A 17,255-nucleotide genomic window follows, 5' to 3' on the forward strand; every position below is an offset into this window, starting at 1 on the left:
AACAGAATTAGCGCAGATTATAGAACGCTTCGCGACCTGGGAAGGTAGCAACTTCTGCCAATTCTTCTTCAATACGCAACAACTGGTTGTACTTGGACATGCGATCGGAACGGGACAGGGAGCCTGTTTTGATCTGCATGGCGTTTGTAGCCACAGCGATGTCCGCAATCGTGGAGTCTTCGGTTTCACCCGAACGGTGCGAAATCACAGCGGTGTAACCGGCGCGCTTGGCCATTTCGATGGCAGCAAAGGTTTCGGTCAGGGTGCCGATCTGGTTGATCTTGATCAGGATGGAGTTACCGATACCCAGCTCGATACCTTTCTTCAGGATCTTGGTGTTGGTTACAAACAAATCGTCACCAACCAACTGGATCTTGTCGCCCAGTTGCTGGCTCAGAATGCGCCAGCCGTCCCAATCGTCTTCGGCCATGCCGTCTTCGATGGAGATGATGGGGTACTTGTCGCACCAGTTGGCCAACAGGTTGGCAAAGTCTTGCGAGCTCAGGGACACGCCGCCTTCGCCAGCCAGGTGGTACTTGCCGTCGCGGTAGAACTCAGAAGCGGCGCAGTCCAGGGCCAGAGCGATCTGGGTGCCCGGCTCGTAGCCAGCTTGTTCGATAGCGCGCAGAATCAGTTCGATAGCGGCTTCGTGGTTGGCCACGTTAGGAGCAAAACCACCCTCGTCGCCCACAGCGGTGGACATGCCTTGATCGTGGATCAGGCCTTTCAGGGTATGAAACACTTCTGCACCCATACGCAGCGATTCGCGGAAGCTCTTGGCGCCCACGGGCATGATCATGAATTCTTGCAGATCCAGAGTGTTGTTGGCGTGTGCTCCACCGTTGATGACGTTCATCATGGGTACAGGCATGGCCATGGCACCGCTGCCACCGAAGTAGCGGTACAGGGACAGACCCGAATCATCAGCAGCAGCACGGGCCACAGCCATACTGGCAGCCAGCATGGCGTTAGCGCCCAGGCGGCTCTTGTCTTCAGTGCCGTCCAGCTCGATCAGGGTGCGATCGATAAAGGTTTGTTCCTGAGCATCCAAGCCCATCAGGGCTTCGGAGATTTCCGTGTTCAGGTTCTCGACAGCGCGCAAAACACCTTTGCCCAGGTAACGGCCCTTGTCACCATCACGCAGTTCCAACGCTTCGCGCGCGCCAGTGGATGCACCTGATGGAACGGAGGCACGCCCCATAGCGCCCGATTCGAGCAATACATCACACTCCACCGTTGGATTACCACGGGAATCCAGAATCTCGCGGCCAATAATATCTACGATTGCACTCATGATTTTGACAGTCCTGCCTGAAGTAGCATTAAGCTAGATAAGTTAAACAATCCTGCTGCCGGGCGTATCGCCGTAAACCAATTGAAGATCAGCTTGAAAAGGCGCCTAGCCTGGAAGTTGAAAAGACCAGCAAGCGCGACAGCTATAGTGCAATCAGCGCCCCTGCCCTCCTGCTAAAACAGGATTGTACCTGCCCATGACACAGCCGTGCCATGTCTAGTTCCGAAAGCTGGAAAAAAGCCCGGATTCAAGCCCCTGCCTGCATCCTGATCGAAACCGGCACATGTTTATTATCACCAGAAATTCCGAGACTAGGCGGCGTCTCTGTAAATACAAAAAGTACCGATACGTCTCAAAGTAAATCTTTGTCGGCTGCTTTCAACAAGGCGCTTTCCCAGTTGCCCAGCAAGGTAATTAATTGATTCAAGTCCTGATCGGAAAAATCTTGCAGCATGGCTTCCACCAGACGGCGACGCCGGGGCAAGGTAGCTTCCACCAGTTCGCGGCCAGTGGGGCTTAGACGCACATTGGTCAGCCGGTTGTCCTGCTCATCCGTGAAACGTTCAACCAGCCCCAAGGCCTCCATGCTTTTAAGCTGTCGTGTCACGGCAGCCGGATCGATGCGCAGCATGCGTACCAATTGCTTTTGAGACAGACAGCCACCCTCTTGATACAGACCAATCAGGATACGCCAGCGTGGCAAGGGCATGCCCAATTGCTGGTCAAACGCTGCCATCAGACTACGATAGGTGCGCCCCAACTGCTGAGCCGCTTGAAGTTGCGGAAATTCATTCATCATGTTCAAGACTGTTCTTGACGATTAAATCGTATCGGTGGCACTTTGCGTACCCAATAGAAACACCAGACGATCAGCAGCAAGGTCACGGCCATACCCATATTGACGGCATGTGCCAAGGCATCCCGGGCCAAGCCCAGATACATCTGCCCGTCCTGCCCCGCCAGCCCCAGAAACTGTGTCTGCTGGCTCACACTCATCAAGACCTGCGGATCTTGCAGCGCGCTGACGACGCTTGCGGGCAAAGCGGCCAATTGCGTGCGGATGGCTTCACCATATTGGTAATTGATCAGGGCACCGACAACAGCAGTTCCCAACATGCCACCCACCATGCGCATGGACTGTAGCATGGCTGTGGCAATTCCCAGCATGGAACGCTCTACAATTTCCTGTGCAAACACGGTCAAATTCGGCATGATGCAGCCCACCCCGGTTCCGGCAATCGTGGCGTACAAGACAAAATGCCAGTGTGGATCGGTTTTCTTGATGAACACCATGCCCAGACAGGCAATCGTCAACAGCACCAGCCCCAGGTACAACATCAAGGCAGGACGACGCAAGCGAGTAATCATACGGCCATTAATAATACTACCCACCGTAATGAACACGACCAAGGGTGTGACCAATAAACCGGCTGTTTGCGGACGTAGACCATATCCTCCCTGCAGCAATAAAGGCGCGTAGAACAAAAGGCCGAACAGAATAAAGCCCAAACCCGCTGACAGAACCAGCAAGGAGAACTGAGCAGGACTACTGAACAGAACCAAAGGCAGCAGGGGTTCTGCAACCCGTCGCTCCCAAGTTACCAGCAAGGAAAAAGCAGCCACACTGCACAGCCCCAACAAAACCATCACATAACTGCCGCCATAGAGAGGCAGCAACTCTACCAACAACTGAATACAGGCCAAGCCGAGCATCAATAAAAGCGCGCCCAAATAATCCATACGGACTTGGGTTTGACGGAAGTGGCGAATCTGCGGCAAGTAGCGATAGACAAAATACAGGCTGAGCAAACCGACAGGCAGGTTTACATAAAAAACAGAACGCCAACCGTAGTGCTCCGTCAGAATTCCCCCCAGAAAGGGCCCTATCCCGTTCGCAATCCCAAAGGACGCGCTCAGCATCACTTGCCAGCGCAAACGGATACGAGGGTCGGGAAAAAGATCTGGCACACAGGCAAAGGCAGTCCCGACCAGCATGCCCCCGGCGATGCCCTGTAAGGCCCGCGCAAGCACCAACTGCAACATGCTTTGCGCCATGCCACAGAACACGGAGGCCAAGGTGAAAAGAACAATGGACACCAAGACAAAACGGCGGCGTCCATAAAAATCCCCCAGGCGGCCAAAGATAGGCACGGTAATCACCGAAGTCAGCAAATACGCGGTTGCTACCCAGGCATACAATTCAAAACCATGCAGCTCGGACACGATGGTGGGCAAGGCTGTCCCGACCACGGTCTGATCAATGGCCACCAACATCACCACAAAGCACAAACCCATCATCGCCAGTATGGATTCTGTGACTGATAAAACACGCCCTGGGGTCTTTTGGGCCGCTTCCGATACGTTTACCATTTTCATTGACCACGCAATTATTGCCTAGTCAATTATTTTACGGGGGAGTGAAAAACCTGACAAGCACTGACTGACTCAAGCCCTGCCCCTCCATCCTGGTGCACAATGGCACTCATTCGGAGAGTCATGCTTTCCACCCAAGTCTGTTCCATAGGAAAACAGTATGAATATCATGATTGTGGGCGCCAGCATGGGTCTGGGACGCGCCTTGATGGACGGTTTGGCCCAAGATGGCAACACGCTGTATGGCGTGGCTAGACGGCCGCCCAGCTCCTTGACCAGCGCCCTGCAGCCAGACCCCAGCCACCGCCAACATTGGATCAGCGCCGACTTGTCCCAGCCTGACGCTGCCAGCCACTTGGCAGCCGCCTGCCCAGACTCGCTGGATGTGCTGATCTATAACCTGGGAATCTGGGAAGACACAGCATTCAGCCCAGAATACGATTTCATGTCGCAGTCCGATCAAGCTCTGCGCCGCCTGGTTGATGTAAATCTGACCGGCGCCTTATTGGCAATCCGCCATTTGCTGCCCAATTTGCTGCGCAGCAGCCAGCCCCGCTTGATTCTGACTGGCTCCACCTCAGGCCTGCGCCAAAACGGCCGTCCGGAAGTTGCTTTCGGGGCGACGAAATTTGCCTTGAATGGTTTAGCGGATAGCTTGCGCGAAGGCTATAGGAATCAAGGTCTGGCCGTCACTTGTCTACAACTGGGCTACCTCAATACGGAAGATGGCCTGGATGTTCCGCTGTCCACCGCCGCTGAGCGGGACCAGGGCGAGACTATTCCAGTGCATGACGTGCTCACCATTGTGCGCAGCCTGCTGCAACTGTCTCCCGCCAGCTTCATACGCGAACTGACCCTACCCGCCCTGCGCGACCCGCGTTTTTAAACCGCAAGCGTCGCCACGTATTCACAAGGGGCATGGGACAATAAGGAAAAGAAAAAGCACTCTCTGCGGCTGATAGCGCATCTGGTGAGGCTGAAAAATCCGCCCGCCCGCACCTGCCTTCAAGCACAAAGACATTCGTTATTCGGCATTCGAGAGCATCAAGACAAGAGCAACGCCTTCAGGCCACAATGGTCGAGCAGGTCTATGCCTGCAAGCATAAAAAAGGGAGTGTTTTCGCACTCCCTTTTTCTGCCTGTCTAGATGGAATAGCCTGTTTTTACAGACCTTGCACCACGTACATGGTCATATTAGCCGCGCCTTCACGTGCTTTACGGGCACGACGGTATTCCTCGGAATCGTGGAAAGCCTGGGCCTGCTCCAGCGTGTCAAACTCCATAACCACGGTACGCAAAGGCGCATTGCCTTCTAAAGCGACTGTTTCACCGCCACGCACCAACACTTTCACGTTGTGAGTTTTCATGGCGATGCTGGAAAACTCCTGGTACTGCTTGTACTGCTCCGGGTTGCTTACTTCGACATTAGCAATCAAATATGCGGGCATACTGTCTCCAAACTACTTTTAATAGCCGTGCTGCAAGGCACCGCTGTTTTTAACAATCGAATCGATCTGTTGCAGTGTCCGCAGCAAATCTGTCATCTGCGACAAGGGGACGGCATTGGGGCCATCAGACAAGGCCTTGTCCGGATTGGGGTGTGTTTCCATAAACACGCCAGCCACCCCTGCTGCAACCGCAGCACGCGCCAGCACGGGCACAAATTCACGTTGTCCGCCCGAAGAGGTTCCCTGCCCGCCCGGCAATTGAACCGAGTGTGTGGCATCAAAGACAACCGGGCAGTCCGTGGCGCGCATGATCGCCAAAGAGCGCATATCGGACACGAGATTGTTGTAGCCAAAGGAAGCGCCACGTTCACAGACCATGATGGTGGAGCCATCACCGCCCATTTCCATTGCCGCGGCACGTGCTTTTGCCACCACCTGCACCATATCCTGAGGGGCCAGGAACTGACCCTTCTTGATATTCACGGGTTTCAGGGTAGCGGCACAGGCTTGAATAAAATCGGTCTGGCGGCACAGGAAAGCCGGTGTTTGCAACACATCCACGACGGCCGCCACATCATCAACCTGGTCTTTATCGTGTACATCGGTCAAGACTGGCACTTTGTAGTGCGAGCGCACATCCGCCAGAATCTGCAGACCTTCCGCCATGCCAGGTCCACGATAAGACTTGCCCGAACTCCGGTTGGCCTTGTCAAACGAGCTTTTGTAGATAAAGGGGATACCCAGAGCCGAGGTAATTTCGGCAAGCTGACCTGCTGTATCAAACGCCATTTGACGCGATTCAATCACACAAGGGCCAGCGATCAGAAAAAAGGGCCGATCCAAGCCAACGTCGTAACCGCATAAATCCATAATAGACCTCGTTTCAGTATTGCTGCATTCTCCCACATTCCTGACAGTGATGCTGCACCGTCGTGCAGCATCACTGTCAGCCCAATCGTTCGGCGATTTCGATCAGGTTCAAGTCCGGGTCGCGCACATAGATAGAGCGAATCGGGCCAGTAGCACCCGTACGCTGTACAGGCCCTTCAATAATGGGCCAAGCGTGTGACTGTAGATGCTCGATCACCTGCTCCAGAGGAATGCTGGCGATAAAACACAGGTCCAGCGCCCCCGGCACTGGTAAATGCGCCTTGGGCTCGAACTCCTGCCCGCGCACATGCAAATTGATCTTTTGTGAGCCAAAGCTGAAAGCAATGCGTTCCTGTCCAAAAACCTCCTGCCTCATACCCAGAACTTGGGTATAAAAATGGATGGTGGCTTGCGGGTCCGTACAGGTCAGCACCCAATGATCCAATTGTTCGATCATGATTACTCCCAGGAAAGCGGGCAACACACTTTGTCACCCCGAATGAAAAAGCCCGCATCGCGCGGGCCTTTTCAGTCATACCAAATTATCAAGCCGATTTTTTCTGGTGATCCAGAGCAGCTTTGATATAGCTGGTAAACAGCGGATGGCCATCACGCGGCGTGGAAGTGAATTCCGGGTGGAATTGCACGCCCATGAACCAGGGGTGATTTGGCAGTTCCATGATCTCTGGCAGGCTCTCGGTAGGAGTACGAGCGGAAATCACCATGCCCACTTCTTCCAGACGCGGCACGTACAAGGTGTTGACCTCGAAACGGTGGCGGTGACGCTCGTTCACTTCTGGACCATAAATGGCTTCAGCACGCGAACCAGGTTTCACGGGGCAACGCTGTGCGCCCTTGCGCATGGTGCCGCCCAGATCGGAGGTGCCATCACGGTGCTCGATCTTGCCTTCGCGATCCGCCCATTCGGTAATCAGGGCCACGACGGGGTGCACAGCCGATGGATCAAACTCGGTGGAGTTCGCGCCCACCAGATTACCCACATTGCGGGCAAACTCGACCACGGCCAATTGCATGCCCAAGCAAATACCCAGGAATGGCACGCCGTTTTCACGAGCATACTGAATGGTGCGAATCTTACCTTCGGTACCACGTTTGCCAAAACCGCCTGGCACCAGAATGGCATCCAGACCTTTCAGGCAATCCGTCCCCTCGTTCTCGATCACTTCGGAATCCAGGTACTCGATATTGATACGAGTACGGGTATGGATACCGGCATGAACCAAGGCTTCGCTGAGCGACTTGTAGGATTCGGTCAAGTCTACGTACTTGCCAACCATACCAATACGTACTTCGTGCTCTGGATTTTCCTGTGCCTGAACCAAACGATCCCACATGGAAAGATCGGCTGGTGGAGGCGACAAGGCCAAGGCATCGCACACCAGGCTGTCCAGACCTTGCTTGTGCAGCATGGATGGAATCTTGTAGATGGAATCCGCGTCCCACACCGAAATCACGGCGTCCATAGGCACGTTGGAGAACAGCGAAATCTTGGCCAGCTCGTCATCAGGAATGACGCGATCGGCACGGCACAGCAAAGCATGGGGGTGAATACCAATTTCACGCAGCTTTTGCACCGAGTGCTGAGTCGGTTTGGTCTTGAGTTCGCCAGCCGATGCAATGAACGGCACCAGTGTCAGGTGAACAAAAGCGGTATTGTTGCGGCCCAGGCGCAGATTCATCTGGCGGGCGGCTTCCAGGAAAGGCTGGGATTCGATGTCACCCACGGTGCCGCCAATCTCGACAATGGCAACATCGGCCTCGCCATTGTAGGCAGCCTTGGCACCACGAATGATGAAGTCCTGGATTTCGTTGGTGATGTGCGGGATAACCTGCACGGTCTTGCCCAGATAGTCCCCGCGACGCTCTTTGCGCAGCACGGATTCGTAAATCTGGCCCGTGGTGAAGTTGTTGACCTTGCGCATGCGAGCGGAGATAAAACGCTCGTAGTGGCCCAGGTCCAGGTCGGTTTCCGCACCATCCTCAGTAACAAACACTTCACCGTGCTGGAAGGGGCTCATGGTGCCCGGATCTACGTTGATGTAGGGATCCAGCTTGAGCATGGTCACGCGCAGACCGCGGGACTCCAGGATGGCAGCCAGGGATGCAGCCGCAATACCTTTGCCCAGGGAGGACACAACGCCTCCCGTTACGAATACATATTTGGTGGTCATTATAAAAGGCGCCTGAGGTCAAATCAGGCGATAGCGGGAAATTTGGATTATAACGGCAAGCGTCCATGCTTGGCGACCCGACAAGTGGCATTTCACAGCGGAAATACCACTTGTCCTTGCAACTATTGACAAGAGCAGACGGTGGCGATCAGATCGCCTGCGTCCTTTGCTCAAGCCACTTGCGTGCATCCCCCTGAACACGCGGCAAGAGACGTTCGCGCACCTGCTGATGATATTCATTGAGCCACTGGCGCTCGGCAGCCGTCAGTAGTGCGGCATCTATACAACGTGTATCAATGGGGCACAAGGTCAAGGTTTCAAAACGCAGAAACTGCCCGTACTCGCTGTGCATGGCCGGTACCGCCGCCACCAGATTCTCAATACGAATGCCCCACTGACCGGGACGATACAAGCCAGGCTCGTTGGACGTAATCATGCCGGCACGCATGGCCGAATGAGGTCCGATACGACCACGCCAGGAAATGGATTGCGGGCCTTCATGCACATTCATGAAGTAACCCACGCCATGGCCAGTGCCATGACCAAAGTCCAGGCCCTGCTCCCACAAAGGCTGACGGGCCAGTACATCAATTTGTTGACCGGCAATGCCTTCGGGAAACACCAGCATGGACAAGGACACCATGCCTTTCAGAACCAGCGTAAAATCACGCATCTGCTCGGCAGACACCTGACCTACCGGCACGACACGGGTAATGTCCGTGGTCCCACCCTGATACTGCCCGCCCGAATCGATCAGCAGCAAACCATTGCCAGCAATACGGGCGTGGGACTGCTGGGTAGCCTGATAGTGCGGCATGGCACCATTGGCGTTATAGGCGGCAATCGTGCCAAAGCTAGGACTGACAAAACCTTCCTGACGAGCACGGGCGGCGCAGATACGTTCATCCACATCCAGCTCATTGATATCGCTTTGCTGTTCAAACCAGGCGAAGAACTCGCACAAGGCAGCGCCGTCTTTTTCCATGGTTTCACGCACATGATCCAACTCGGCATCGGTCTTGCAAGACTTAAGCAATTGAGCTGGGTTGATATATTCGACCACCTTCAAATGCGCCGCCAATTGAGCGGCCCAGGCCGTGGTTCGTGCCATATCCAGCAAGATGGGCATGGATGCTGGCAAGGCGCGCATGAAGGAGGACAGCTCGGTATAGCCTTGTACTTGCACACCATCCACAGCCAGCGTGTCCTGTATGCCTGCCGACAGCTTGTTGCTATCCACAAACAGGAACGCCTGATCCGGGCCAATCAGCAAGTACGACAGGAACACCGGGTTATAGGACACATCACTGCCACGCAGATTCAGGGTCCAGGCAATATCATCCAGCGCACTGAGCAAATGCCAATGGGCGCCCTGCTCCTGCATGGCGGCTCGGGTGCTGCTCAAGTTTTCCTGACGAGTACGGCAGGCAAAAGGAGGCAGATGCTCCACCACCTGGCCAACAGGCGCAGCAGGCCGATCCGTCCAAATCGGGCTTAGCAAGTCGGCTTCCAGAACCCACTCCAGCTCCGGCGTGGCTTTTTGCCAGGCCAGCAGACTTTGTGCCGACACCGACTGGCTATCCAATGCCACCCGCGATTGAACCGGCAGATGCTCGGCCAGCCAGTTGGCCGGCTCCGGCACCCCGGCCTCGCCCGCACGTTGCAATTGAATACCGCTGCCTTCCAGCTCCTTGGCGGCCTGTTCCCAATAACGACTATCGGTCCACAAACCGGCCCAATCAGCCGTCACCACCAACAGTCCGGCCGACCCGACAAATCCGCTGAGCCACTGACGGCTCTTCCAGCGATCAGGCAGATATTCAGACAGATGCGGGTCGGATGTAGGCCAGATGCTTGCCTGCACGGACTGAAATTGCATTTGTTCGCGCAGCGCCTGCAAGCGTGCGGCAACGGGGGGATGGGCCATGCCAACTTCCTTTACATAAACAGCGTTCACGCACCGATCAAGCATAAAAAAAGCTCCGACTCGCGCCGAAGCTTTTTAAGCCAGAGAAACCGATCAGGCCAACGCACTGACGTCCAGCGGGACGCCTGTCTTGGACTGAATGTACTCAAGGCTGACTTCTGGTGCCAACTCAAGCAACTTTAAACCATTTTCCGTCACTTCCATCACCCCCAGATCGGTAATGATGAGATCGACCACACCCACGCCCGTCAGGGGCAAGGTGCAAGAAGGCAGAATTTTCAGGTCTTCCGTGCCGTCTTTCTTGGTGGCCACGTGTTCCATCAGAACCACGACGCGGCCAACGCCAGCGACCAGGTCCATGGCGCCGCCCATGCCCTTGATCATCTTGCCGGGGATCATCCAGTTGGCCAGATCACCCTTTTCCGACACCTGCATGGCACCCAGAATCGCGATATTGATCTTGCCGCCACGAATCATGGCAAACGAGTCTGCCGAGGAAAAAATGGATGAGCCGGGCAAGGTCGTGATGGTTTGCTTGCCCGCGTTGATCAGGTCCGCATCAATCTTGTCTTCGGTCGGAAAGGGGCCAATGCCCAGCAAACCGTTTTCCGATTGCAGCCAGACTTCAATGCCCTCGGGCACGTGGTTGGCAACCAGCGTAGGCAAACCAATACCCAGGTTGACGTAAAAGCCGTCCTGAAGCTCCAGGGCGGCACGTGCCGCCATTTGATCTCTATTCCAAGCCATTATTATCTTGCCTCGCTAATCAGGAAGAACGAACGGTACGCTGTTCAATGCGCTTTTCGGGCTGGGCATTGAGCACGATACGGTGCACGTAAATGCCAGGCAAATGCACATCGTCCGGGTCCAGGCTGCCGGTCTCGACAATTTCCTCGACCTCGACAAGGGTAATTTTCCCCGCCATAGCCACGTTCGGGTTGAAGTTACGTGCCGTCTTGCGAAACACCAGGTTACCGCTGCGGTCGGCCTTGTAGGCTTTGACCAGCGACACATCGGGCACCAGGGCCTCTTCCATCACGTATTGCTGACCGTTGAACTCGCGGATTTCCTTGCCGTCAGCCACAATGGTGCCCACACCGGTTGCGGTAAAGAAAGCAGGAATGCCTGCGCCACCGGCACGCAACTTTTCAGCCAGTGTGCCTTGGGGAGTGAACTCCAGCTCCAGCTCGCCGGCCAGATACTGGCGCTCGAACTCCTTGTTTTCACCCACGTAGGAGGAAATCATCTTGCGGATCTGGCGTGTTTCCAGCAACTGGCCCAGACCAAAGCCATCCACCCCGGCATTATTGCTAATGCAGGTCAGGTTTTTGACTTCGCTATCGCGCAGTGCAGCAATCAGCGCCTCGGGAATTCCGCACAAGCCGAACCCACCTACCGCGACTGTCTGTCCATCAGCAACGACCCCCTGCAACGCCTCCTTGGCGCTTGGATAGACTTTATTCAATTGACTCTCCAATAACTCTTTAATTGGCCTAAACAGCAAACTTTGTCCAATAATGCCGCTATGCACCATCAGGCGCTATCAGGCATTTTACGACTTGACTATGCTTTCCGTATACGTAAAGCTTAACCCTGAAAAACCGAGTGTATCTGTTTACGCTCATCTTCGGTCCAAGGCTGTGAACCGCCTTGGGGGTTAATGGACACTAGCACACAGCGGCCACGAGCATAAATGACATCGGCTTGATTTGCGTCACCTACAAGGACTTCCAACTCAATGCTGCTGCCACCGACTTTCAGCAATTTGTGCACAATCCGCACAGTGGCCGGATACAGGACCGAACGCAGGAAATCCAGGCTGGCGTGCGCCAGCACCCCGGTACGTGGAGAAGGTGGCACCATGCCCAGCTTCATCATTAACTGGACACGGGCTTCCTCGATGTAGCGAAAGTAGACCGTATTGTTAACATGATTCATGGCATCCAGATCGCCCCAACGCACGGCAATATCAAAAGTGGCTCCTGCACCAGAATCTACGACTTGAGTCATTACATGCTCTCCTTACTGATGGTTACTGATGAACCCAGAGGCCACCAAACACCGCCTCTGAACTCAAAACGGGATTGCTCAGACTACAATACAATCGACCGTACACACAGTACACGAATTTCACCCGCCAACAATCAAGAACAAAGCGCTAAGCCGTAATAGGAGATCAGCAGCAATGTCTGAACGTGAATCGATGGAATATGACGTTATTATCGTTGGCGCTGGCCCTGCTGGTCTGGCCACCGCGATACGTCTGAAACAGCTCGCCCAAGAAAAAGAACAAGAAATCAGCGTCTGTATCCTGGAAAAAGGCGCTGAAGTGGGGGCCCATATCCTGTCCGGTGCCGTCATGGATACGCGCGCCCTGGACGAACTGCTACCGGACTGGAAGGCGCAAGGCGCCCCCATCTCGGTCGAAGTGACCGAAGACAAATTCCTGTTCCTGACCGAAAAAGGCGCCCGCAGCACCCCCATGTGGCTGCTGCCCGACTGCTTCAAAAACCATGGCAATTACATTGTCCGCCTGGGCAATGTCGTGCAATGGATGGGGGAGCAGGCCGAGGCCCTGGGCGTGGATATTTTCCCCGGCTTTGCTGCTGCCCACATTCTGTACGACGACAATGGCGCGGTCCGTGGCGTGTTAACCGGCGATATGGGCGTAGCCCGTGACGGCACCCACACCTCCCACTACCAGCCTGGCATGGAATTGTTGGCGTCCTACACGATTTTTGCCGAAGGCTCGCGTGGCCACCTGGGCCGTGAGCTGACCGAACGATTCAAGCTGGACGAATCCCGCAATGCACAAAGCTACGGCATCGGCATTAAAGAACTGTGGGAAGTAGATCCTTCCCAGTCCCAGCCCGGTCTGGTGATCCACACCGCTGGTTGGCCTCTGGATTCGGACACCTATGGCGGCTCCTTCCTGTACCACCTGGATAACAACCTGGTCATGGTTGGGATGGTGGTGGGTCTGGATTATGCCAACCCTTGGCTGTCTCCCTTTGAGGAGTTCCAGCGTTACAAAACCCACCCTGCCCTGCGCGCCACTTTTGAAGGCGGCAAGCGTATTGCTTACGGGGCCCGCTCCCTGACGGCGGGTGGTTTGCTGGCGCTGCCCAAGCTCAGCTTCCCCGGCGGCGCTCTGGTCGGTTGTGATGCTGGTTTCCTGAATGCCTCACGCATCAAGGGTAGCCATGCCGCGATCAAATCCGGTTCCCTGGCTGCAGAAGCCGCTTTTGAAGCTTTGCAAGCCGGGCGCAAACAAGACGAACTGTCGCAATACGCCGAAAAGTTCAAACAATCCTGGCTGCATGAGGAACTGAACAAGGCCCGTAATTTCAAGCAGTGGTTCAAGAAAGGTCGATCAATTGCGTCCGTCATGACCTTTGTGGAGCAAGGTCTGCTCAAAGGCAAAATGCCTTGGACGCTGCGTAACAACAAGCCTGATCACGCCTGTTTGCAGCCGGCAGCCGAATGCGCCCGTATCGACTATCCCAAACCTGATGGCAAAATCACCTTCGACCGTCTCAGTTCCGTGTTTATTTCAAACACCAACCACGAAGAAGACGAACCTGTCCATCTGACGCTGAAAGACCCGTCCGTGCCTGTGGCCGTGAACCTGGCTCGCTACGGTGGTCCCGAAGCCCGCTTCTGTCCGGCTGGCGTGTACGAGTTCATCAAGACCGAAACCGGCGACGACAAATTGCAGATCAACGCACAGAACTGCGTACACTGCAAAACCTGTGACATTAAAGACCCCACCCAGAATATCGTCTGGGTGCCCCCGCAAGGGGGCGAAGGTCCAGTGTACAACGGCATGTAACAATAATTCTGGCCTTGGTGCTATCGCCAAGGTCAGAATTGTTTATCCTGGGGAAAACCATCCCGATAAACCGCCCCATCAATTGGACGGTCAGAAACTCAACCCAAAGACCAGCCCTTCCCCAAAAAGGTCAGACTACTATCCAACTTTTGGGGCCCGTTCACAATGGGTAACTTTTTTAGGTTCTTTGTGTCTTGCGGGATCGGCTGGGCCAATTCACTACGAACAGCCCCAATAGAATCAGGCCTGTCCCCATCAATTCCAGTTGAGTGGGCCATTCGTTCAGCAGCAACCAGGCCAGCAAGACAGTCAGCGCAGGCACACCCAGGCTGGACATTCCAGCCAAGGTCGCGCTGACGCGACTGACTACCGCCATCCACAGCAGCCAACCCACCCCTGTTGCAATGACGCCCAAGTACAGTACGCCACTGAACATCTGCCATTCCATCACAATAGGGCGCTGGGGAATCAGGAAACTCAAGGGCAGAACAATCGCAATCCCCAGAAGGCACTGCCAGACCGTGGCATTGAGCAGCTCGACTCGATGGCGCTCAAATAGCTGTTTGGAGAAAACCGCCCCCAAGGCCCAGCTCACGCCACTCAAGGTCGCCAGAACGGAACCCAGTATGCCGCCCACTCCCTTCCAGGGTGCGATCAGGAGCATCAAGCCCAAAATTGCAGGCACCATACCCATGACATGGCGCTTTTGGGGACGTTGCCCCAACATGGGCCAGGACAGCAACAAAATCCAGATTGGCATGGTATAGGCCAGAGCCACCATTTTGCCTGCCCCGCCTGCTTGTAAGGAAAACTGGCTAAGCAACTGAAATCCAGTGGTCTGGAAAAGAGCAACGCCCAGACTCAGCTTCCATGGCGTAGGCCGTAAATGCCCGCCTTTAAGACGCAACACCAACCATAAAAAAACAAATGCTACCGCATAGCGTGCTGCAATCAGATCAACCGGCCCGATGTAGATAGTCATCGCCTTCATCACGACCCAGCTCATGCCCCAGGTCAGCACCACCAAGCCCATCAGTGCCAAAGCGCCCCTGTCTGCCTGCTGTTCCCCGCTCAAACCTTTCCCCTTTTTATTGAATTCATGGACCGATATGTTGACCACAGACTCAATGCTAGGCTACTTCCATACCAAGCAGGTTCTCAAAGACAAAATAATCAGGAGCAATAAAAAAACCCTGGCTCTGAAAAGCAACCAGGGTCAAACAGGAACTACTCAAAAATTTAGTGTGCTTCGGACAGTTGATCCAGAATGGCTGGATTTTCCAGCGTGGAGACGTCTTGGGTGATCGGTTCGTTATTGGCAACAAAGCGCAACAAACGACGCATGATCTTGCCCGAACGTGTCTTGGGCAGGTTCTCGCCGAAGCGGATCTCACGAGGTTTGGCGATAGGACCAATTTCTTTGCCTACCCAGTTGCGCAGCTCAGCGGCGACCTTGTCGGCTTCTTCGCCCGAGGGCAGATCGCCATTGAGCACCACAAAGGCCACAATGGCTTCGCCCGTCGTTGGGTCAGGCTTGCCCACAACAGCAGCTTCAGCCACCAGTGGGTGTGCCACCAGCGCCGACTCCACTTCCATCGTGCCCAAACGGTGGCCCGAGACATTCAACACGTCGTCAATACGACCCATGACCCAGAAGTAGCCGTCGGTATCACGCTGTGCGCCGTCGCCGGCCAGGTAATAGCCTTTCAGCTCGGGGGGGAAATAGCTTTTCACGAAACGGTCCGGATCACCCCAGATGGTACGGATCATATTGGGCCAAGGCTTGCGAATGACCAGAAAGCCACCATTGCCGCGTTCAGCCTCCTCACCGACTTCGTCCACAATCGCCACGTCCATGCCGGGGAATGGCAGACCGCAGGAACCAGGTTTCAGTGGAGTGGCACCGGGCAAGGGAGTAATGACGTGACCGCCCGTTTCCGTCTGCCACCAGGTATCCACAATGGGGCAACGCTCGCGGCCCACATTCTTGAAGTACCACATCCAGGCTTCAGGGTTGATGGGCTCACCCACCGAACCGATGATGCGCAGGGTATCCAGATTGTATTGTTTGGGATGGATGGCCTCGTCCGCTTCGGCGGCCTTGGTCAGAGAACGAATGGCAGTCGGGGCGGTGTAGAACACCGTCACGCCGTGGCGCTCAATCATGTTCCAGAAACGGCCGGCATCCGGGTAAGTAGGCACGCCTTCAAACACAACTTGCGTCACACCCGCGGCCAGAGGGCCATAGGTAATAAAGGTGTGTCCTGTTACCCAACCAATGTCGGCAGTACACCAGAACACGTCGCTGTCTTTGGCATCGAAGGTCCACTGCACGCTCAGCATGGCACCCAGCAGATAACCCGCCGAGGAATGCTGAACGCCTTTAGGCTTGCCTGTAGAGCCGGAGGTGTACAGCACAAACAAAGGGTGCTCGGCATTCACGGACACAGCCGGACAATCGCTGCCTTGACCTTTGACGACATCTTCCCACCCCAGGTCACGACCTTCGTGCCAAGCAACGGGACCGCCTGTGCGCTTGTACACAATGACGTGACGCACAGCGTCGCAGTCGCCGCCGCTCAGGGCTTCATCAACGGCATTTTTCAGGGGGATGGCACGGCCACCGCGACGCTGTTCGTCAGCAGTAATGACCAGAGAGGCGCCCACGTCCACGGCACGCTCGTGCAGGCTCTTGGCCGAGAAACCACCAAATACGACGGAATGGGTAATACCCAAACGAGCGCATGCCTGCATGGCCACAATGGCTTGTACCGACATAGGCATGTAGATCAAGGCACATTCGCCCGTCTTGTAACCCAGCGCCTTCAAACCATTGGCAAATTGGCAAACCTGTTCATACAGTTCGCGGAAAGTCACTTTGGTGACTTCGCCACCGTCCGCTTCAAAGATCAGCGCAGTTTTGTTTTCGGTGGGCGTGCCCAGATGCTTGTCCAGACAGTTGGCCGAGACGTTCAGCTCGCCATCATGGAACCACTTGTAAAACGGAGGCTTGCTGTCGTCCAGAACCTGGGTGAAAGGCTTGGTCCAGACCAAACGATCACGGGCCAAGTCCGCCCAATAGCCGGGATAATCCTGCTCAGCCTTCTGGCAAAGCTCCTGGTAGGCCGCCATGCCAGCGATGCGAGCATCGCGTTCCAGGTCCGGGAACACGGGAAACACCCGACTTTCCGACAGGACGGATTCAATAGACGTAGGACCGCTCATAGTTTGGCTCCTTTATTTTCCAGATTTGGTGTTTTTTATGGGCTGCACACAAGGGCAGTCCAGCTTAATTTTATATAAACGTAACGTGCCTTAC

At 55.1% G+C, this 17,255-nt stretch carries 15 protein-coding genes; 2 read left to right on the plus strand and 13 right to left on the minus strand.

Translation table 11 applies throughout. From position 1 onward, the window contains the following. Positions 1 to 7 precede the first annotated feature (7 nt). The 3 genes from eno to ACDI13_RS02650 form a co-directional block, all read right to left on the minus strand. A complete protein-coding gene (eno, locus tag ACDI13_RS02640; RefSeq protein WP_316988472.1) occupies positions 8 to 1,294 on the minus strand; it encodes a phosphopyruvate hydratase in 1,287 nt (428 codons plus the stop codon). Between the two features lie 352 nt (positions 1,295 to 1,646). Further along, positions 1,647 to 2,093: a MarR family transcriptional regulator gene (locus tag ACDI13_RS02645; protein WP_316988473.1), complete on the minus strand. Its 447-nt coding sequence runs from the start codon at positions 2,091 to 2,093 to the stop codon at positions 1,647 to 1,649. A 2-nt stretch (positions 2,094 to 2,095) separates the two neighbouring features. Beyond that, the gene (locus ACDI13_RS02650; protein ID WP_316988474.1) at positions 2,096 to 3,664 is read right to left on the minus strand and encodes an MFS transporter; all 1,569 of its coding nucleotides are present in this window, start codon (positions 3,662 to 3,664) and stop codon (positions 2,096 to 2,098) included. 163 nt (positions 3,665 to 3,827) lie between these two features. Here ACDI13_RS02650 and ACDI13_RS02655 point away from each other — a divergent pair, with 163 nt between their 5' ends. Beyond that, positions 3,828 to 4,553, plus strand: coding sequence for an SDR family oxidoreductase (locus ACDI13_RS02655; protein WP_316988475.1), 726 nt, complete (start codon positions 3,828 to 3,830; stop codon positions 4,551 to 4,553). Positions 4,554 to 4,830: 277 nt separating this feature from the next. On the opposite strand, the gene ACDI13_RS02660 is transcribed toward ACDI13_RS02655, so the two are convergent. From ACDI13_RS02660 to ACDI13_RS02695, 8 genes are all read right to left on the minus strand, one after another. Then, positions 4,831 to 5,115, minus strand: a complete 285-nt coding sequence (locus ACDI13_RS02660; protein WP_316988476.1) for a DUF1330 domain-containing protein — start codon at positions 5,113 to 5,115, stop codon at positions 4,831 to 4,833. 18 nt (positions 5,116 to 5,133) lie between these two features. Beyond that, positions 5,134 to 5,985 (minus strand): 3-deoxy-8-phosphooctulonate synthase, encoded by an 852-nt coding sequence (kdsA, locus tag ACDI13_RS02665; protein ID WP_316988477.1) that lies wholly within the window; start codon positions 5,983 to 5,985, stop codon positions 5,134 to 5,136. A 76-nt stretch (positions 5,986 to 6,061) separates the two neighbouring features. Beyond that, complete coding sequence (locus tag ACDI13_RS02670; RefSeq protein WP_316988478.1) at positions 6,062 to 6,442, minus strand: VOC family protein; 381 nt, start codon at positions 6,440 to 6,442, stop codon at positions 6,062 to 6,064. 88 nt (positions 6,443 to 6,530) lie between these two features. Beyond that, on the minus strand, positions 6,531 to 8,177 hold the full coding sequence (locus tag ACDI13_RS02675) for a CTP synthase (protein ID WP_316988479.1): 1,647 nt from the start codon (positions 8,175 to 8,177) through the stop codon (positions 6,531 to 6,533). 148 nt (positions 8,178 to 8,325) lie between these two features. Next, positions 8,326 to 10,104 carry an aminopeptidase P family protein gene (locus tag ACDI13_RS02680; protein ID WP_316988480.1) on the minus strand — a complete coding sequence of 593 codons (1,779 nt, stop codon included), beginning with the start codon at positions 10,102 to 10,104 and terminating at the stop codon, positions 8,326 to 8,328. Positions 10,105 to 10,197: 93 nt separating this feature from the next. Next, a complete protein-coding gene (locus ACDI13_RS02685; protein ID WP_009456529.1) occupies positions 10,198 to 10,851 on the minus strand; it encodes a CoA transferase subunit B in 654 nt (217 codons plus the stop codon). A 19-nt stretch (positions 10,852 to 10,870) separates the two neighbouring features. Next, positions 10,871 to 11,569 carry a CoA transferase subunit A gene (locus ACDI13_RS02690; RefSeq protein WP_316988481.1) on the minus strand — a complete coding sequence of 233 codons (699 nt, stop codon included), beginning with the start codon at positions 11,567 to 11,569 and terminating at the stop codon, positions 10,871 to 10,873. A 122-nt stretch (positions 11,570 to 11,691) separates the two neighbouring features. After that, the gene (locus ACDI13_RS02695) at positions 11,692 to 12,114 is read right to left on the minus strand and encodes a thioesterase family protein (RefSeq protein ID WP_045930219.1); all 423 of its coding nucleotides are present in this window, start codon (positions 12,112 to 12,114) and stop codon (positions 11,692 to 11,694) included. Positions 12,115 to 12,289: 175 nt separating this feature from the next. Here ACDI13_RS02695 and ACDI13_RS02700 point away from each other — a divergent pair, with 175 nt between their 5' ends. Beyond that, positions 12,290 to 13,936, plus strand: coding sequence for an electron transfer flavoprotein-ubiquinone oxidoreductase (locus tag ACDI13_RS02700; protein ID WP_316988482.1), 1,647 nt, complete (start codon positions 12,290 to 12,292; stop codon positions 13,934 to 13,936). 178 nt (positions 13,937 to 14,114) lie between these two features. Here the strand turns inward: ACDI13_RS02700 and ACDI13_RS02705 are convergent, their stop codons facing one another. Together ACDI13_RS02705 and acs are read right to left on the minus strand one after the other, a co-directional pair. After that, the gene (locus ACDI13_RS02705; protein ID WP_316988483.1) at positions 14,115 to 15,011 is read right to left on the minus strand and encodes an EamA family transporter; all 897 of its coding nucleotides are present in this window, start codon (positions 15,009 to 15,011) and stop codon (positions 14,115 to 14,117) included. A gap of 164 nt (positions 15,012 to 15,175) precedes the next feature. Beyond that, positions 15,176 to 17,161: an acetate--CoA ligase gene (gene acs / locus ACDI13_RS02710; protein WP_316988484.1), complete on the minus strand. Its 1,986-nt coding sequence runs from the start codon at positions 17,159 to 17,161 to the stop codon at positions 15,176 to 15,178. Positions 17,162 to 17,255 lie beyond the last annotated feature (94 nt).

Source organism: Alcaligenes faecalis (assembly GCF_041521385.1).
GTDB lineage: Bacteria > Pseudomonadota > Gammaproteobacteria > Burkholderiales > Burkholderiaceae_B > Alcaligenes > Alcaligenes faecalis_E.